This is a genomic window from Streptomyces sp. NPDC059788 (assembly GCF_042732265.1).
GTDB lineage: Bacteria > Actinomycetota > Actinomycetes > Streptomycetales > Streptomycetaceae > Streptomyces.
On record NZ_JBHWHY010000004.1, the window covers coordinates 34,971 to 53,208 of the forward strand.

At 73.9% G+C, this 18,238-nt stretch carries 15 protein-coding genes; 4 read left to right on the forward strand and 11 right to left on the reverse strand.

Features of this window, described 5'->3' with window-relative positions; translation table 11 throughout:
- Positions 1–413: 413 nt before the first annotated feature.
- Positions 414–1,070, reverse strand: a complete 657-nt coding sequence (locus ACFV57_RS04740) for a DUF3000 domain-containing protein (RefSeq protein WP_385225695.1) — start codon at positions 1,068–1,070, stop codon at positions 414–416.
- Between the two features lie 102 nt (positions 1,071–1,172).
- Between ACFV57_RS04740 and hemE the strand changes: the two genes are divergently transcribed.
- Positions 1,173–2,240, forward strand: coding sequence for a uroporphyrinogen decarboxylase (gene hemE / locus ACFV57_RS04745; RefSeq protein ID WP_385225697.1), 1,068 nt, complete (start codon positions 1,173–1,175; stop codon positions 2,238–2,240).
- 45 nt (positions 2,241–2,285) lie between these two features.
- Here the strand turns inward: hemE and ACFV57_RS04750 are convergent, their stop codons facing one another.
- Together ACFV57_RS04750 and ACFV57_RS04755 are read right to left on the reverse strand one after the other, a co-directional pair.
- A complete protein-coding gene (locus ACFV57_RS04750) occupies positions 2,286–3,668 on the reverse strand; it encodes an FAD-dependent oxidoreductase (RefSeq protein ID WP_385225699.1) in 1,383 nt (460 codons plus the stop codon).
- A 68-nt stretch (positions 3,669–3,736) separates the two neighbouring features.
- Positions 3,737–5,167 carry an aldehyde dehydrogenase family protein gene (locus tag ACFV57_RS04755; protein WP_385225701.1) on the reverse strand — a complete coding sequence of 477 codons (1,431 nt, stop codon included), beginning with the start codon at positions 5,165–5,167 and terminating at the stop codon, positions 3,737–3,739.
- 159 nt (positions 5,168–5,326) lie between these two features.
- Here ACFV57_RS04755 and ACFV57_RS04760 point away from each other — a divergent pair, with 159 nt between their 5' ends.
- Positions 5,327–5,836 carry a hypothetical protein gene (locus ACFV57_RS04760; RefSeq protein WP_385225703.1) on the forward strand — a complete coding sequence of 170 codons (510 nt, stop codon included), beginning with the start codon at positions 5,327–5,329 and terminating at the stop codon, positions 5,834–5,836.
- 92 nt (positions 5,837–5,928) lie between these two features.
- Here ACFV57_RS04760 and ACFV57_RS04765 read toward each other — a convergent pair whose 3' ends face one another.
- On the reverse strand, positions 5,929–7,155 hold the full coding sequence (locus ACFV57_RS04765) for a thiolase family protein (RefSeq protein ID WP_385225705.1): 1,227 nt from the start codon (positions 7,153–7,155) through the stop codon (positions 5,929–5,931).
- Between the two features lie 102 nt (positions 7,156–7,257).
- Positions 7,258–8,259, reverse strand: coding sequence for a DUF4349 domain-containing protein (locus ACFV57_RS04770; RefSeq protein WP_385225707.1), 1,002 nt, complete (start codon positions 8,257–8,259; stop codon positions 7,258–7,260).
- Between the two features lie 128 nt (positions 8,260–8,387).
- Between ACFV57_RS04770 and hemG the strand changes: the two genes are divergently transcribed.
- Both hemG and hemQ read left to right on the forward strand, forming a co-directional pair.
- Positions 8,388–9,854: a protoporphyrinogen oxidase gene (hemG, locus tag ACFV57_RS04775; RefSeq protein ID WP_385225709.1), complete on the forward strand. Its 1,467-nt coding sequence runs from the start codon at positions 8,388–8,390 to the stop codon at positions 9,852–9,854.
- Between the two features lie 10 nt (positions 9,855–9,864).
- Positions 9,865–10,611 carry a hydrogen peroxide-dependent heme synthase gene (gene hemQ / locus ACFV57_RS04780; protein WP_385225711.1) on the forward strand — a complete coding sequence of 249 codons (747 nt, stop codon included), beginning with the start codon at positions 9,865–9,867 and terminating at the stop codon, positions 10,609–10,611.
- A gap of 71 nt (positions 10,612–10,682) precedes the next feature.
- Here hemQ and ACFV57_RS04785 read toward each other — a convergent pair whose 3' ends face one another.
- The 6 genes from ACFV57_RS04785 to ACFV57_RS04810 all read right to left on the reverse strand — a co-directional run bounded on the left by ACFV57_RS04785 (position 10,683) and on the right by ACFV57_RS04810 (position 18,182).
- On the reverse strand, positions 10,683–12,317 hold the full coding sequence (locus ACFV57_RS04785; RefSeq protein ID WP_385225713.1) for an alpha/beta hydrolase: 1,635 nt from the start codon (positions 12,315–12,317) through the stop codon (positions 10,683–10,685).
- Between the two features lie 196 nt (positions 12,318–12,513).
- Entirely contained in the window at positions 12,514–13,554 is a 1,041-nt protein-coding gene (locus ACFV57_RS04790) for a DUF1996 domain-containing protein (RefSeq protein WP_385225715.1), read from the reverse strand.
- Between the two features lie 273 nt (positions 13,555–13,827).
- Positions 13,828–14,646, reverse strand: a complete 819-nt coding sequence (locus ACFV57_RS04795; protein ID WP_385225717.1) for a DUF4142 domain-containing protein — start codon at positions 14,644–14,646, stop codon at positions 13,828–13,830.
- 195 nt (positions 14,647–14,841) lie between these two features.
- A complete protein-coding gene (locus tag ACFV57_RS04800) occupies positions 14,842–15,882 on the reverse strand; it encodes a TIGR04222 domain-containing membrane protein (RefSeq protein WP_385225719.1) in 1,041 nt (346 codons plus the stop codon).
- Between the two features lie 5 nt (positions 15,883–15,887).
- The gene (locus tag ACFV57_RS04805) at positions 15,888–17,342 is read right to left on the reverse strand and encodes a DUF692 domain-containing protein (RefSeq protein ID WP_385225721.1); all 1,455 of its coding nucleotides are present in this window, start codon (positions 17,340–17,342) and stop codon (positions 15,888–15,890) included.
- A 162-nt stretch (positions 17,343–17,504) separates the two neighbouring features.
- Positions 17,505–18,182, reverse strand: a complete 678-nt coding sequence (locus ACFV57_RS04810; RefSeq protein WP_385225723.1) for a LysE family translocator — start codon at positions 18,180–18,182, stop codon at positions 17,505–17,507.
- Positions 18,183–18,238: the final 56 nt, after the last annotated feature.

The following is an 18,238-nucleotide window of genomic DNA, read 5'->3' on the forward strand; positions in this document are numbered from 1 at the left end:
GGGCCTCCTGGGGGAGTGGCGGGACGAAGGCCGACTTTTGGGGCGAGTCGGATTGCTCCGTCTTTGAAGGGTCACTGACCTCTTCGGCATCAAACCGGCCCGACTTTAGAGTTTGATCTCAACTTAGTTAGGTTCATTTCGGGCAAATCGGTCGCTTGATCGACTTTGGAGTGATCCGGCGGCGGAAGGTTGCCGGGAAACCGTTCGAGCGTCGCGGAGCAGGCCGGAACCTGCCGCCCCGTCAGGTGGCGCGGAGACGGCACGGCCATGCGCCGACGGGTGCGCTGCCGCGCCGGGAAGTGCGTCCGTACGACGCTCGTCACCGCCGTGCGCGGGCGGGCGCGCCGTCACGCCGGAGGGCGGACGGACACGCGCGCTCCCCGGCGCTGCCACGCGCCGGGCGCGTCAGCGGATCAGCGCGCCTGCGGCCCCCGGCGCTGCGGCAGCGGTACGACCCCGCCGCGCGGTGACGGCTCCGGAGCGACCGGCGGCAGCCCCGCCACCTGGCACAGCAGATCGCACCACGCGGTCAGGTGGGCCGCGAGATCCGGCACCCCGCCCTCCCCCTCCTCCGGGGTCCACGAGGCGCGCATCTCGATCTGGGTCGCCGGTGCCCGGTCGGCGAGGCCGCCGAAGTAGTGCGAACTGGCCCGCGTGACCGTGCCGCTGGGCTCCCCGTACCGCACGCCGCGCGCTTCCAGCGCTCCGGTCAGCCAGGACCAGGACACCTCCGGCAGCAGCGGGTCGGAACCCATCTCCGGCTCCAGTTCGGCGCGCGCCAGCGTCACCACCCGGAAGGTGCCCTGCCAGGCGTCGTGTCCGGCCGGATCGTGCAGCAGCACCAGTCTGCCGTCGGCCAGGTCCGTGTCCTCCCCCTCGGGCCCGGTGCCCGGCTCGACGACCGCAGCCTCCAGCGCGTACGCGAATGGCGCGAGGCGCTTGGGCGCGGGCGTCGGCTCGATGTCGATCTCGGGGCGCAGCCGTGTCGTGCGGAGCGCCTCGACCGCCTGACGGAAGGGGATGGGGACGTTGTCCGCGCTGTCCGCGAGGTGTTCGTGAGCCGCAGCCATGCCCGGAAGGTTAGGCGGAAGGAGCCGCTCGGTGAGGGAGGACACCCGGTGCGCGCGTCGCCCATTCGGAGGCGCCCTCGCGCGCGTGCGAAGATTTGGTGTGTGAGCGCCAACGACCGCCCGACGGGCCAGCAGCAGACCGGTACGTACGACTCGGCCTTCCTCAAGGCCTGCCGGCGGGAGCCGGTGCCGCACACGCCGGTGTGGTTCATGCGCCAGGCCGGGCGGTCGCTGCCCGAGTACCGCAAGGTCCGCGAGGGCATCGCGATGCTGGACTCCTGCATGATGCCGGAGCTGGTCACCGAGATCACGCTCCAGCCGGTCCGCCGGCACGGCGTCGACGCGGCGATCTACTTCAGCGACATCGTCGTCCCCCTGAAGGCCATCGGCATCGACCTGGACATCAAGCCGGGCGTCGGCCCGGTCGTCGAGAAGCCGATCCGCACGCGCGCCGACCTGGAGCGGTTGCGCGCACTGGAGCCCGACGACGTCACCTACGTCGCGGAGGCGGTGCGGATGCTGGTGGGCGAGCTGGGCGACACCCCGCTCATCGGCTTCGCCGGCGCGCCCTTCACCCTCGCCAGCTATCTCGTCGAGGGCGGCCCGTCGCGCAACCACGAGCACACCAAGGCGATGATGTACGGCGACCCGCAGCTGTGGGCCGATCTGCTCGACCGCCTGGCCGGCATCACTTCCGCGTTCCTCAAGGTGCAGATCGAGGCGGGCGCGAGCGCCGTACAGCTCTTCGACTCCTGGGTGGGCGCGCTGGCCCCCGCCGACTACCGGCGCTACGTCATGCCGGCCTCCACCAAGGTCTTCGAGGCGGTGTCCGGGTACGGCGTGCCGCGCATCCACTTCGGTGTCGGCACCGGTGAGCTGCTGGGTCTGATGGGCGAGGCGGGCGCGGACGTCGTCGGCGTCGACTGGCGCGTCCCGATGGACGAGGCGGCCCGCCGCGTCGGCCCCGGCAAGGCGCTCCAGGGCAACATCGACCCGGCCGTGCTGTTCGCGCCGCGCGAGGCCGTCGAGACCAAGGCCCGCGAGGTGCTGGACGCGGCCGCCGGCCTGGAGGGTCACGTCTTCAACCTGGGCCACGGTGTGCCGCCGAACACCGACCCGGCCGCGCTGACCGCCCTCGTCGAGTACGTCCACGAGCAGACGGCGCGCTGACCCCGGCGGGCGGGCCGCCGGAGCCCCGGCGGCCCGTCGTCGCGCTCAGCCGCCGGCCGCCCGTACCGCCGCGGCGGCCTTGCGGGCCGCGACCAGGACCGGGTCCCACACGGGGGAGAACGGGGGCGCGTAGCCGAGGTCGAGCGCGGTCATCTCCTCGACCGTCAGCCGTGCGGTGAGCGCCACCGCCGCCACGTCCACGCGCTTGCCCGCGCCCTCCCGGCCGACGATCTGGACGCCGAGGAGGCGGCCGGTGCGCCGTTCGGCCATCATCTTCACGCGCATCGGCCGGGCGCCCGGGTAGTAGCCGGCGCGGCTGGTCGACTCGATCGTGACGGTCACGTACTTCAGGCCGACGGACTTCGCCTGCTCCTCCAGGAGCCCGGTGCGGGCGATCTCCAGGTCGCAGACCTTGGAGACGGCGGTGCCGACGACGCCGGGGAAGGTCGCGTAGTCACCGGCCACGTTCGAGCCGATGACCTGGCCGTGCTTGTTGGCGTGGGTGCCCAGCGCGATGTGCCGGGTCCGGCCCAGGACCAGGTCCAGCACCTCCACGCAGTCCCCGCCGGCCCACACGGCGTCGTGGCCGCGTACCCGCATCGACAGGTCCGTGAGCAGCCCGCCCGCGTCGCCGAGCGGCAGCCCGGCCCGCTCGGCGAGGGTGGTCTCGGGCCGTACGCCCAGGCCCAGCACGATCACGTCGGCCGGGAACTCGCCGTCGTCCTCGGTGGTCACCGCGCAGGCCCGCCCCGAGTCGTCGGTGCGGACGCCGGTGACGACCGCGCCGCGCACCGTCTCGATGCCCATTGCGCACATCGCCTCGTGGACGAGTTCGCCCATGTCGGGGTCGAGCGTGGACATCGGCTGCTCGCCGCGGTCCAGGACCGTGACGTCGTAGCCGCGGGTGACCAGTGCCTCGGCCATCTCGACGCCGATGTAGCCGGCGCCGACGACGACCGCCTTGGTGCCCTCGGCGGACCGCAGGGTGTCCAGCAGGGCCTGCCCGTCGTCCAGGGTCTGCACACCGTGCACGCCGGGCGCGTCGATGCCCGGCAGCGGCGGGCGCAGCGGCCGCGCGCCGGTGGCGATCACCAGCTTGTCGTAGCCGGTCCAGGACTCGGTGCCGCCGCCGTCCAGGTCGCGGGTGCGGACCCGGCCGCGGTCCAGGTCCAGTTCGGTGACCTCGGTCCGCATCCGCAGGTCGATGTCGCGCTCGCGGTGCTGCTCCGGCGTCCGCGCGATCAGGTCGTCCGGGCCGTCGACCGTCCCGCCGACCCAGTAGGGGATGCCGCAGGCGGAGTACGAGGCGAAATGGCCGCGCTCGAACGCGATGATCTCCAGTTCCCCCGGCTTCCTCAGCCGCCGGGCCTGGGACGCGGCGGACATGCCCGTCGCGTCACCGCCGATGACCACCAGTCGCTCCGCCATCGCGGGGTGCTCCCTTCTCGTGTGCCGGTACCGGGCCGTACGACGGTCCGTACGGCGCAGATTACGGGTCAGAGCGGATAGCCGGCCGGGGTGGCGCGGACCGTGGTCCAGCGGGTCTCGGTGAAGGCGTCGAGGTTGGCCGTGCCACCGAAGTGCGAGCCGGTGCCGGAGTCGGCGAAGCCGCCCATCGGGGCGATCGGCTCGTCGTTGACCGTCTGGTCGTTGATGTGCAGCAGGCCGGTGGGAATGCGGTCGGCCAGTTCCAGAGCGCGCGCGGCGTCACGGGTGACGACGCCGAGCGCCAGCCCGTACCCGGTGTCGTTGGCCAGGGCCACGGCCTCGTCGGTGGTGTGGAACCTGCGTACGGGCGCGACCGGGCCGAAGACCTCTTCGGCGTAGGCGGGGGCGCGGTCGTCCACGTCGGCCAGGACGGTGGGCCGGTAGAACAGGTCGCGGTGGCTGCCACCGGCGGCGAGCCGGGCGCCCGCGGCCGTGCTCGCCTCCACCAGCCCGTGGATGCGGTCCCGCTGTCCGCTGTCGATGACCGGCCCCAGCTGGACCTCTTCGCGGTACGGGTCGCCGACGGCGAGCGCGTCCGCCTTGGCGGCCAGCCGCTCCACGTATTCGTCGTACAGCGACGCGTGGACGAGGTGGCGCCCCGCGGACATGCAGATCTGGCCCTGGTGGAAGAAGGACGACCACGCCGCAGCCGACATGGCGGCGTCCAGGTCCGCGTCCTCCAGGACGAGGAAGGCGCTGTTGCCGCCCAGCTCCAGGTGGGCCCGCTTGAGGTGCCGGGCGGCGAGCGCGCCGACGCCGCGGCCCGCGTTCGTGGAGCCCGTGAAGGAGATCACCCGTACGTGGCGGTCGGCGACCAGGGCCTGTCCGGCCTCGGCGCCGCCCGGCAGCACGTGCAGCAGTCCCTCGGGCAGCCCGGCGGCCGCGAAGACCGCCGCCACCGCGTGGCCGCCGCACACCGCGGTGCGCGGGTCGGGCTTGAGGACGACCGCGTTGCCGAGCGCGAGGGCCGGGGCGACGGAGCGCATGGCGAGCACGAGCGGGACGTTGAACGGCGCGATGACGCCGACGACACCGGCCGGTACCCGGGTCGTGTACGAGTGGCGGGGCGCGGCGGAGGGCAGCACCTGGCCGAGCGGCTGGTGGGCGAGCGCGGCGGCCTCGTAGCACTCCTCGGCCGCGGTCCGTATCTCGAACGCGGCCTTGCCGGGCACGCTGCCGGCCTCGCGGACGATCCACTCGGTCAGCTCGGCGGCGTGCCGGGTGATCAGGTCCCCGGCCCGGCGCAGCACCGCGGCGCGCTCCGTGTACGGGGTACGGGCCCAGGCGCGCTGGGCGGCCGCGGCCTCGGCGGCGGCGCTCGCCACGTCGGCGGGGGCGGCCAGGGTGAACGCGGCCAGTGTGTCGCCGGTCGCCGGTTCGACCGCCGTGGTCTCGCCGCCGTGCAGCGTGGGGCGGTGGGCCGGGTCGAGCAGGGGCATCGCGCTACCTCCGGTCGATGAACGGTTGAGGAATGAACCAGTTCGGTTCATCCTCTCGCACCGAGGGGGAAAGCGGACGGCGGGGTTCGCGCCTTGCGGACGCCGTGCCGCCGGAGCAGCCTCACTGAACGACGGCGGGCGGCCGGGAGGGGGCGGACGGTGTCCAAGGAGGACCTGTGGACGCGTTCCGCGGTGACCGTCGCCGCGCTGCTCGGCCTCGCGCTCAAGCTGTTCGTCCCGGACCGGATGGACATGACCGCGGTGGCGCTGCTGGTGCTCGCGCTGGTCCCCTGGATGTCGTCGATCCTCCAGCGGATCGACACGGTCGCCGGCGGCGTCGTCCTGCGCGAGATCAAGAAGACCCAGGCAGGCCAGCAGCAGGAGATGGACCGGATGAAGTTCCTCTTCGAGCACCTCGTGCCGCGCGAGGAACTGCGCCACCTGCAGGCCCTCGCCGACGGGACCCCGCTGCCCTACGACGGGGGCTACACCCGCCCGCTCCTCGACGCCGAACTGCGCCGCCTCATCGGTGTGGGGCTGGTCGAGCGCAGGCCGGGGCGCACGTTCGCGGAGATGGGGGAGACCGGGGACGTCCAGGAGCACTTCGCCGTCACCGACGCGGGACGGGCGTATCTGGAGATCTTGAACGGTTACCGGGCCCGGGAGTGAAGCGGCCACCGGGCCCGGAGCGGTGCGGCTGCCGGGCCCGGGTGCGGGCGGCCGCCGGGCCCGGAGCCGTGCGGCCCGTGCCGCTTCGTCCGCTACTCGCGTTCCAGTACGAGCGCCAGCCCCTGCCCCACCCCGATGCACAGCGCCGCCAGGCCCGTACCGGAGCCGCGCGCGGCGAGCTGGTGGGCCACCGCGCCGGCCAGCCGGGCGCCGGACGCGCCCAGCGGATGCCCGATGGCGATGGCGCCGCCGCGCGGGTTCACCACGTCCGGGTCCAGTTCGGGCCACTGGGCGAGGCACCCCAACGCCTGGGCCGCGAACGCCTCGTTGAGTTCGAAGGCGGCCAGGTCGGCGAGGCCGCGCCCGGCCTTGTCCAGGGCGCGCCGCACGGCCTCCACCGGGCCCAGCCCGAACAGCTGCGGCTCGATGCCGGTCACCGCGCTCGCGCCGATCCGGGCGAGCGGTTCCCGGCCGGTGGCCCGCAGGCCTTCCTCGTCGACGAGGAGGAGGGCCGCGGCGCCGTCGTTGAGGGGGGAGGAGTTGCCCGCCGTGACCGTGCCGTCCTCCCTGCGGAAGGCGGGGCGGAGCTTGGCCAGCGCTTCCGGGGAGGAGGAGGCGCGGATCGACTCGTCCCGGGCCAGGTCCACGTCCGGCAGCGGTACGACCTCCGCGTCGTATGCGCCCTCCTCCCAAGCGCGCGCCGCCTTGCGGTGACTGGCGAGCGCGAAGGCGTCCTGCTGCTCGCGCCCGATGCCGTACTTGTCGGCGATCAGTTCGGCGCCCTCGCCGAGCGCTACCGTCCACTCGGGCGCCATGCGCGGGTTGACCATCCGCCAGCCCAGCGTTGAGGAGAACATCTCCTGGTGCCCGGCGGGGAAGGCCCGCTCGGGCTTCTGGAAGACGTACGGCGCGCGGCTCATCGACTCCACGCCGCCGGCGAGCACGACATGCGCGTCCCCGAGGGCGATGGAACGGGCGGCCTGGATGACGGCTTCCAGGCCGGAGCCGCACAGGCGGTTGACCGTCACGCCCGGTACGGAGACGGGCAGTCCTGCGAGCAGTACGGCCATCCGCGCCACGTTGCGGTTGTCCTCCCCGGCGCCGTTGGCGTCGCCGAAGACGACGTCGTCGATACGGGCCGGGTCGAGGTCCGGGGTGCGCTCCACCAGGGTCCTGACGACGTGGGCGGCGAGGTCGTCGGGGCGGGTGCCCGCGAGGGCGCCGCCGTACTTGCCGACGGGGGTCCGTACGGCGTCGACGATGTAGACGTCCCGCACGCCCCATGCGCCTCGTGCGTCTCGTGCACCCTGGTCGGTCATCAGGCTCTGTCCTCGCTGTCCGCTCGAAGCCGTCGGCTCGAAGCTGTCCGTTTCGAAGATCGGCGCTACCGCCCCAGAGTCTTTGCCCGCCGCGCGCGGCTGTCAACGGCCCCCGGCCTCGTCACCCTCCCGTGCGGCCTCCGCCGGAGCCTCCCGCGGAGGTGCCGAGGTGCCCTCCCCGGACCGCGTACGCCCCGGCATCCGGCTCCGCAGCACCCGCCACAGCGCGTACAGCAGCGCACCGGCCGCCAAGAACGGCAGCGCGGCCCCGACCGCCACCAGCAGCCACCGCACCCCCGCGGTGAAGGCGTCCCAGCCGCCGCTGAGCGCGTCCCCGAAGGAGGTGTCCTCGTCGTCGTCCGCCCCGGCGTCCGGCTCGTGCAGCACCAGCGTCACCGTCGCCATGCCGGTCTGCTCCCGCAATGACTTCAGGCGCGCCTGGAGGGACTCCAGTTCCGACTGGCGGCGGCTGAGTTCGGACTCCAGCGTGACGATGTCGCCGATCGTCGTCGCCTTGTCCATCAGCGCCCGCACCCGCGCCACACTGGCCTGCTGCGACTTGATGCGGCTGCCGGTGTCCACCACCTGATCCGTGACGTCCTTGGCCGAGACCTGGCGCTGCTTGAGCCTGCCCAGCCGGGAGAGCCGGTCCAGCAGGCCGTCGTACGCCTCGGGCGGTACGCGCAGCACGACCCGGGAGCGTTCCCGGCCCTCGCCGTCCCGGTCGGTGGACTCGTCCTCGACGTAGCCGCCGGCGCCCTTGGCCGTCGTACGGGCCTTGGCCAGCGCTCCCGGTACGTCCTCGGCCTCGACGGTGACCGAGGCCGTGCGGATGATCTGCGCCGTCGAGACCGGCGCGGGCTTCGCGGTCCCGCTGCCGGACCCGGACCCGGCCTTGCCGTCGGCCGCCTCCGCGCCGCCCGGCGCCTTCGGCCCGGCCATGCCCTGCTCGCCCCGCGCGGACCCGGTGTCGCCCCGCGGCGCGCTCGCCGCCCCGGAGTCGCTCTTCCCGGCCGCCCCGCACCCGGCGACCGCGAGGGACGCCGCCAGCAGCGCCCCCGTGGCGGCCCGCCGCGCCCCGTACGACCTGCTCGCTGTGCCCATGTTCCGTACCCCCGAAGTGGTGTGCCGATGTTGCCACTTCGACGTGGCGGGGGTGCCGTGGGTTGCCGTCCGTGCATCGCGATGCGGTCACGGTCCGGACTCCGCGCGGACTCTGAGAGAGTGGGGACATGAGCACAGTGCACACCAGTGCGGGCCATGCGCCCGGAAGCCATGTCGTCGTCATCGGTGGGGGCATCTCGGGCCTGGCGGCGGCCCACCGATTGGCCGGCGGCGGCGCGCGGGTGACCGTACTGGAAGCCTCCGACCGGCTCGGCGGCAAGCTGCACGCCGGGGAGATCGCGGGCGTGCCGGTCGACCTCGGCGCCGAATCGATGCTGGCCAGGCGGCCGGAGGCGGTGGACTTGGCGCGTGCCGTGGGCATCGGCGACCGCCTGCAGCCGCCCACGACCGCGACCGCCGCCCTCTGGACGCGCGGCGCGCTGCGGCCGATGCCCAAGGGGCACGTGATGGGCGTGCCGGGCGACCTGGACCTGCTGGCCGCCTCCGGTGTGATCTCTGCCGAGGGCATGGCGCGGATCGCCGAGGACGGGGAACTGGCGCGTACGGAGGTCGGCGCGGACGTCGCGGTCGGCGCGTACGTGGCCGAGCGGCTCGGCCGCGAGGTCGTGGACCGGCTCGTCGAACCGCTGCTCGGCGGCGTGTACGCAGGCGACGCTTACCGCATCTCGATGCGCGCCGCCGTCCCCCAGCTCTTCGAGGCCGCGCGCGCCGAGCGCTCCCTGATCGAGGGCGTACGGGGCATCCAGGCGCGGACGGCGGCGCGGGCCGCGGTGCCCGGCCAGGCGCAGGCGCCGGTCTTCATGGGCATCGACGGCGGCGTGGGCACGCTGCCGGGCGCCGTCGCCGAGGCGGTACGGGCCGCAGGCGGCGACATCCGTACCGGCACCCCCGTAAGGGAACTGCGGCGCACCCCCGACGGCTGGCGCGTCGTCCTGGACGGCGCCGACGGCCCGGCCACGCTGGACGCGGACGCCGTGGTCCTGGCCACACCGGCGCCCGCCGCCGCGCGGCTGCTGTCCGCCGAGGCACCGGCCGCCGCCACCGAGCTGTCCGCCGTCGAATACGCCTCCATGGCCCTGGTGACCATGGCCTTCCGCCGCACGGACGTCGAGGCCGCGCTGACCGGCAGCGGCTTCCTCGTCCCGCCGGTCGACGGGCACAAGATCAAGGCGTCCACCTTCGCGAGCAACAAGTGGGGCTGGATCGCCGACGCCGACCCGGACCTGTTCGTACTGCGGACCTCCGTCGGGCGGTACGGCGACGAGGCCGATCTGGAGCGCGACGACGCCGACCTGGTGGAGCTGTCGCTGCGCGACCTCGGCGAGGCCGTCGGACTGGCCGCCCGGCCGGTCGCGCAGCGGGTCACGCGCTGGACCGGCGGGCTGCCGCAGTACCCGGTCGGGCACCTGGAGCGGGCGGCCCGCATCCGGGCCGAGGCCGGCAAGCTGCCCGGCCTGCGGGTGTGCGGCGCGCTGTACGACGGAGTGGGCATCCCGGCGTGCATCGCGTCCGCGCGCACGGCCGCGGACGACATCCTGGACACCCTGCCGCAAGCCGCCGCACCGGCCGAGTGAGAATGGACCCATGACTGACGCTTCCGCCCCCGCGAATCCCACCGGGGCCGCTCCTGAGAAGACCCCGAACGCCGGCAAGAAGGCGAAGGACCTGAACGAGGTCATCCGCTACACGCTCTGGTCGGTGTTCAAGCTGCGCGACGTGCTCCCCGAGGACCGCACCGGCTACGCCGACGAGGTCGAGACGCTGTTCGCGCAGCTCGCCGCCAAGGACGTCGTCGTACGCGGCACGTACGACGTCTCCGGCCTGCGTGCCGACGCCGACGTGATGATCTGGTGGCACTCGGAGAGCTCCGACGCGCTCCAGGAGGCGTACAACCTCTTCCGCCGCACCGGGCTCGGCCGCGCGCTGGAGCCGGTGTGGTCGAACATGGCCCTGCACCGCCCGGCCGAGTTCAACAAGTCGCACATCCCGGCCTTCCTGGCCGACGAGGTCGCCCGCGACTACGTGAGCGTCTACCCGTTCGTGCGCTCCTACGACTGGTACCTGCTGCCCGACGAGGACCGCCGCCGGATGCTCGCCGACCACGGCAAGATGGCCCGCGGCTTCCCGGACGTGCGCGCCAACACCGTGCCGTCCTTCTCGCTGGGCGACTACGAGTGGATTCTCGCCTTCGAGGCCGACGAGCTGTACCGCATCGTCGACCTCATGCGCCACCTGCGCGGCTCCGAGGCGCGGATGCACGTCCGCGAGGAGGTGCCGTTCTACACCGGGCGCCGCAAGGCGGTCGCCGAGCTGGTCGCCGGACTGGCCTGATACGGCGCGACAGGCCGGGTGCCGTACCCGGCCTGTCGCCTGCCGACCCGCCCGCTGCCGGGCCCGCCGCGCTACTTGGTGCCGCGCTTCTTGGCCGGCATGAGCGGCTTGGGCTCCGCGCGCGGCCCGCAGAACGTGTCGGCGGCCGGGGTCCGCCCGGTCAGCAGATACCGCTCCACGTGCTGGTTGGCGCAGGTGTTCGTGCCGAACGAAACGCCGTGCGTCCCCGCGCCGCGCTCGGTCACCAGCGCCGCGCCGGGCAGCCGGCGCCGCAGCTCCACCGCGCCGGAGCGCGGCGTCGCCCCGTCCCGCTCGGCCGCCAGCAGCAGCACCGGCGGCAGCGCGCCCGGCGCCGTCCGTACGTCCACGGGGCGGTGCGGAGCGCCCGCCTGCGGAAGGAGCGCGTCCGTCACGTCCGCCGCGTAACGCGTCGGCTCCTGGACCGCGCCCCGCGGCGAGTGCCGGGGCCAGAAGGCACACGGCAGGTTCATCCAGGCGTTGTCCCAGGTCTCGAAGGGCGCGACGCGCTCGCTCGCGGTGTTGTCCCGGTCCCAGACCCGCAGGTCACGCGGCCACACCCCGTCGTTGCACTCCACGGCCGTGTAGACCGCGTTGCCGTTCTCGTCCGCCTTCGCGCCGTCCGGCAGCGGCGTGGCCTGCTTGAGCAGCAGCTTCGGGTCGCCCTTGACGTACGTGGCGAGGGCCGCGGCGCGCACCGGCCAGTAAGCGTCGTTGTAGCCCGTCTTGAGGAAGGCCGCCTGCAACTGCGCCGACCCCACCTTGCCGCCCAGGGGCCGCTTGCGCAGCCGTTCCCGTACGGAGTCGTACGTGCGCAGCACCGCCTGCGACGTCCTGCCCAGGTGGTACACCTTGTCGTGCTTGGCCACCCAGCGGCCCCAGTCCTGCCAGCGGCGCTCGAAGCCGATGTTCTGGTCGAGGTTGTTGCGGTACCAGATCTGGCCGGGGTCGGGGTTGACGACGCTGTCGAAGACCATCCGGCGGACGTGGCCCGGGAAGAGCGTCGCGTAGACGGCCCCGAAATAGGTGCCGTAGGAGGCGCCCATGTACGTGAGCTTCTTCTCGCCGAGCCCGGCGCGCAGCATGTCCAGGTCACGGGCGTTGTTGGCGGACGTGAAGTGACGCAGCGCGGGCCCCGCCTTACGGGCGCAGCCCGCCGCGTACGCCTTCGCCTCGGCGGACTTCTTCTGCTTGAACGCCTTCGAGGGGTGCCGCGGGCTCTCGCTCGGGATCTTGGCGAACTCCGCCGGGTCCTGGCAGGACAGCGGCGCCGAGCGCCCCACACCGCGCGGCGCGTAGCCCACGAAGTCGTACGCCCGCGCCGTCTTGCGCCACCGGTCCACCTTCGCGTACAGCGGGAAGTTCATGCTGGACGCCCCGGGGCCGCCCGGATTGAAGACGAGCGCGCCCTGGCGCTCTTTGGGGGAGCCGGTGGCGCGGGCCCGGCTCACGGTGAGGGTGATCTTCTTGTCCTTGGGGCGGGCGTAGTCCAGCGGGACGGTCAGCCGGCCGCACTCCACACCGGCCGGCAGGTGCTCTTCGGGGGCGCAGCGGCCGAAGGCGATGCGGGGCGGCGCGGGCGCCGGGGCCCCGGCGGGGGCGGACCGGGTGGTCCCGTCCGCGGGGACGGCGACGAGGGCGGACAGGACCAGCGACCCTAGGGTGCCGTACAGCGCTACTGCTTTCACAAGCCGTCCCTTCGTGTGGAGGCGCCCGGCGCGCGGACAGCCGGTGCGCATACAAAAGGGATAGTTGAGGCGAGGGTTGAGGTTGTAAAGCACCGCGCTCCGGTGTCGGGAGCTATGCCCCCAACGAGTGGAGCGCGGTGCGGGCGTCACGGCCGTTCGGCTCGTACAGCCATGCGCCGATGCGATTCCGTGTTCCTCACCGGCAGCGGCGGCCGGAGTTGATGCACTCGACCGCGCGGGTCATCAGGCCGCCCGGCATGAAGTTGGCGAAGTCGGCGTGGTCGGTCACCGGCTTGCGCAGCTGCTCGGGGAAGCTGTCGAGGGCGAAGGCGCGCGGCCGGGGCTGCACGTCGTAGGTCAGCCGCATCTGGAGCTGCGGCACGGCCTTCGTGCCGGTGGGGCAGCGGCCCGAGGCGCGGTCGGGGAAGACGAGGTGGGTGCGGTGGTTGGCGCTGTCCTTGTTCGTCCCGTCCCAGCAGCTGGGGAAGTCCAGGAGCCGTACGGCCTGGCTGCCCCCGGGGCACAGCGGGTACTTGTCGGTCAGCCGCCGGTCCTCGAATCCGGTGCAGGTCCACTGCGCCCGCGCGTTGGCGGTGCCGTTGGTGGCCGCCTTCGCGTCGCCGGTGATGGCGCGCAGGCCTTCGGGCATGGCGGCGACCTTGCCCGCCGGGCTGCCGCGGAAGGTCAGGGAGACCGCGCGGGGCGTCAGCACCACGCCCACGTTCCCGTCCGCCGGGTCCTGTCCGTTGCCGCTGCTCGGGCCGTCCCGGCCGCTCAGACGGCGCAGTACGGGCCAGAAGTACGCCGACTTGTCGCCGCGGGCGCAGGTGGTGCCGGCCGCGCGCAGCGAGTCGTCGGTGGAGAAGGCGTCCGTGGAGCGGTTGCCCACGTAGTCGTGGAGGTGGTGGGCGCCGTTGGCGACACCCGGAGTGACGATGAAGTTGTCGGGGTTGTTGTGCCGGTTCTCGTTGCGGCCGCAGCCGCTGGTGAAGGTGCCGGTGGAGGCGTCGCGCCCGTCGCGCGGGGGACGGGGGGCGGGACGTACGGAGCGGATGTCGGCGAAATCGGCGGCGGCCGGGACGCTTTGGCCGGGGCCGGCCGAGCCGCCGGAGCCGTTGGAGGCGGCGGGGGCACCGGAGCCGGTCGGGCCGGCGGGGCCGTCGGGGGCGTCCGCCGGGGTGTCCGAGGAGCCGGTGGCGGAGCCGGTCGCGGAGGCGTTGTCAGTGGGCTGTGTCACGCTGGGTAACGACGGTGAAGGTGACGGATCAGCGGGTGGGGACCCGGACGGGGGAGTGGCGTTGTGAGCCGAGGCATTACCGGTCACGGAGACGAAGGTGCCGGCCGAGCCGAGCACGGCGATCAGGGCGATCAGCACGAGGTGCTTGGTGCCGAGCCGACGCCGGTGCCGCGGGGGCTGCGGGGCGGGCGGCGAGGGCCGCGGTGGCGGCGAAGGGCGGGGTGGCTGCGGGGGGTTGGGGTTCCCGGAGCGCGGGTGGTCGGGCATGGGAGATCACTTCTTCTCGTTCTCTCGGGGATGTTGACGCCGGTCGCCGGGGCTCTCGGCGGATTCCGGGGCTCTGGTGGCGCCGCCGGTGGCGGTGGCGGGTGGCGTCGCGGGCGGAGGCAGCGAATACGTCGCTGACGGGGTCACGGCTGCCGGCGGCGTGGCGGGCGCCGCGTCCAGGGACGGCGGCGGGGCCGACGGGCTCGGCGCGGGGGAGGAGGTGGCGGCGTCCTCGGCGATCGCGTCGAAGTCGACGAAACCGGTGCGCTCCAGCATGGTGATGTGGTCCAGGACGGTGCGGTTGGCGTCGTCGGCCAGGCCGCGGACGAGCGAGTTGCGGGTGGTGGCGCGGACCTGCGCGACCACGGTGAAGACCTTGCCGTGCGCCAGCCGCAGAATGTTCGCGAACTTCCGGTCGTACGCGGCCCCGCGCGCGGCGCCCAGTTCCGCAAGCCACTGCTGCTGCTGGGCGTTGGGCCGGTCGGGCAGCGCGAGACCGAGCTGCGCGGCCACCTCGCGTACGTGCCGGTCGAGCGCGGCGTGGCCCTCGACGAGATGGTCACCCGCCTCCCGTACGGCGGGCACGGTCCCGCGCTGCTGGGCCTCCTGGCCCGCGGGCAGCTCCCACAGCCCCGCCAGGCGTACGCGGTTGACGAAGTCCCGGTCGAGCGCGGACAGCGGGCCGAACGAGGTCGCGACGGTCTGGGTGTTGACGTCCCCGCCCGCGCCCGCCCGGTCGGCGAACGACCAGATCGGAAAGAGCAGCGCGGCGAGTGTCGCGGCGAGCGCGGCGACGACGAGGCCGGTGCCGGTTACGGATCGCATGGTGCCTCCTGGTGCGGCACCGCACGCTAGTGCGCCCTGTGCTGATCCTGTCGCCCGTTCGGGGAAGCCCCGGCAACGCCCGTCCACCGTTGGTACGTTGACCGGTTGCCCGGGGGCGCCAGGCGCATCAGGGGCTCCGGGGGTACGGGACGGCGCGGGCGTCGGCGGTGCCGGGCACCGCCGAAGCCGTGCGGCTCAGCTGCCGCAGCCGCCACCGCCACCGCAGGACGAGGAGGAACTGCTGCAACTCGACCCGGAGCCGCTGCTGCAACTCGACCCGGAACTGCTGCTGCACGACGATCCCCCGCCGCCGCACGACGACCCGCCGCAGCCCGACCCCGACCCGCCGCCGCACGACGAACCGCACCAGGACGTGTGCGAGCCGTCGTCGGGCACGTTCCAACCGCAGGCCGCGTTCGAGGAAGTGGCCGGCGAACTGCCGGAGGACCCGGAGTACGCCCCGGCGGAGGCGCCCACCGCCGAGCGCTGCGCCTCGTCGAGCTGGTCGCGCAGCACGTCGTCCACCAGCAGCGCCGTGCTCCCGAGCGCCACGAGCAGCGCGGCGGACTGGGTCGGTGCGCTCACCAGGTCCGCCTTGTGCACCGTGCGGTACGTCCGTACCGCCGCGGCCCCGGCCGGCGTGACCCGCCGCCCCAGCGCCTTCCGGCACACCAGGCCGGTCACGGTGCCGAGGACCGCCGCGGGCAGGATCTGGACGACGAAGGGCACCCCTTCCCCGCCGATGCCTCCTGTGAGGGTGAGGAGCAGGAAGAGCGCCAGGCCCGCCGCACAGATCCCTGCCTGCCAGGCGGCGAGGAGACGCCAGGGGCGGCCGGCGCGCGGGTGCCGCATCAGGCCGCGCTTCGCCAGCCGGTCGCCGATGGCTTGGACGGCCGGGGCCCGCATGACATGGCGGCGCAGGGTGTCCAGCGAGCCGTCCGGGGTCCGCGCCAGCGAGTCCAGCACGGCCGTCTCGACCGGGTCGTACGCCACCGACTGCCGCACGGACACCACACCGGGACCGCCCAGGGCGAGCCGCCCGTCCTGGTGCATCCCGGCTATCGCGGCGTCCGCCACCCGGGCCGGGCCGCCGGCGAGAAAGGCGATCTCCCAGAGCTCGTACTTGGACGCCCTGCGGTACTTGGGCCGGGGCGTGGACCGGACGATACGGACGGTACGGACGACGAGCAGCAGTGCGGAGGCGGCGACCGCCAGGGTGATGAGAAGAGCGGGCATGTCCTTCACCTCCGGTGGAGAGCGAGTCGTACGGCACGGGCGAGGCGGTGCACCGGACCGCCGGCCGGTGGCTTCGGCCCCGCGCGGTCCCGCCACCACTGCGTCAGCCGACCGCGCGCGTCCGGGTCGGCGGGCCGATTGCCGGCCAGCAGATGGACGGCGAAGTCCATGGCGTCCTGGCGGTAGCCGCTGTGCAGGGGCCGGTGGCGTGCGTAACGGAGGAAGCTGGGCCGGTAGTCCTCGCCGAGGATGTCCGGCAGCTCCGGCGCGATCTTGGCGACGACGGAGGCCCGCTTGGCGGCCAGCGCCCGGCTCTGCACGAGCAGGCGCCGCCGGTCGAAGCCCTCCGGCGCCGGGGTCCCGGCGACCAGCGCGGACAGCAGCGAGGCCTGCGCGACGGCCAGACGCTGGCGGGCTGGGGTGGTGGGACTCGTCCCGCTGCCGCTGCCGCTGCCGCTGCCGCTGCCGGTGCCGCTCCCGCTGCCGCTGCCGGTGCTGGTGGCGGTCGCGGTGGTGGCGGCAGCCGCGAGGGCGGAGCCGCCCTCCGGGGCAGGGGCTGCCGGTGTCACCGGGGCTGCCGGGGCTGTCGCCGGGGTCGCCGCGGTGGACCTGCGGGCCCTGCGCACCGGGGCCGCCGGGGCCTCTTTCAGGACCGTGCGGATCGCGTCGAGTTCGGACGCGAGTTCGCCGGTCTCCGGGAAGTCCTCGTCGCGTTCCAGGAGGACGCCGGGCGGGGCGACGCGGGCGCAGAGTTCGGCGAGCACGTCCAGGACGGGCCGGGTCACCGGGTGGGCGTGGGTGTCGTGCCAGATCCCGTCCCGCTCGATCCCGCCCGCCACGTGCACGTACGCGATGGCCTCGACCGGCAGCTCGTCCAGTGCCGTGGCCGGGTCCTCGTTCCGGTTCACATGATTGGTGTGGAGGTTGGCGACATCGATGAGCAGCCGTACGCCGGTGCGCTCGACCAGTTCGGCGAGGAACTGCCCCTCGGTCAGTTCCTCATCGGGCCAGTTGACCAGCGCCGCGATGTTCTCCACGGCGAGCGGCACGGGCAGCGCGTCCTGCGCGATACGGACGTTCTCGCAGAGCACGTCCAGCGCGTCGCGGGTGCGCGGCACGGGCAGCAGGTGCCCCGCCTCCATCGCGGGCGAGGCGGTCAGCGGGCCCCCGGCCCGTACGAACGCGATGTGCTCGGTGACCAGCGGCGCCCCCAGCGCCTCGGCGCGTTCCGCGAGCGCGGCCAGCCGGCCAGGGTCCGGGCGCTCGGCGCCGCCGAGCCCGAGGGAGACGCCGTGGGGCACCACGGTCGTGCCCCGGTCGCGCAGCGCTTGCAGGGCGGGTGGGAGATGACCGGGACAGATGTTCTCGGCGACGACCTCCACCCAGTCCACGCCGGGCAGCCCCGCTATCCCGTCGGCGATCTCGGGCCGCCAGCCGATGCCCGTGCCGAGATGCTCCATGATTCCCCCTCCCACTCGCTCACCCCAGTGGTGTTGGGTACTCATCGCCACGCCGGTCCGGGACCAATCCCGGGGGACGCGGGTTCAGAGGATGATTTGAGCTTGCGCCGTGCTGTGCCGTGCCGTGTGTGTCCGGCGGCCGGTCCGTGGTGGCCGGGCGGCTCAGCGGGCGGTCTCGACGCCGACCGCGGCACCCAGCGCGAGCAGGACGCCGCCGGTGGCCTGGTCCATGCGCAGGCGCACGCGGGGGCGTTGGAAGAAGGCGCGTGCCCGGTGCACGGCCAGGGCGATGCCGCCGAGCCAGCCGAAGCCCAGCGTGACGTGTACGGCGACCAGCAGCAGTGTGGTGGGCACGACCGGCGCGCCGTGCGGGATGAACTGCGGCAGCAGGGACATGTACACGACCCCGACCTTCGGGTTCAGGACGTTCGTCAGCAGCCCGGTACGGAACGCCTGGAGCGGCGAACACCGGTCGGAACCGGCGTACGCGGGAGCGCTGCCGCTCCCGGCCTCTCCCCGGTCTCCGGAAGCCGGGCGGCCGGCCCGCGAACCGCGGCGGCGGGCACTGCGCAGTGCCTGGAAACCCAGCCACATCAGGTACAGCGCACCGGCGACGCGCAGCGCGTCGTACGCCGACTTCGACGCCGACAGCATGGCGGTCAGCCCGGCCGCTCCGGCCAGTCCCCAGACGAAACAGCCGGTGGCTATGCCGAGGGCGGAGCACAGGGCCGCCCGGCGTCCCGAACCGAGCGACGTCCGCAGTACGACGGCGAAGTCGGGGCCCGGCGAGATGGTCAGCAGGGCGGCCACCACGGTGAAACCAAGGAGAGAGGAGAACACAGGACGCAACCGTACGTCGTCCCCTGGCCACCGCTCGTGCGGGGCCCTCCGTGCAC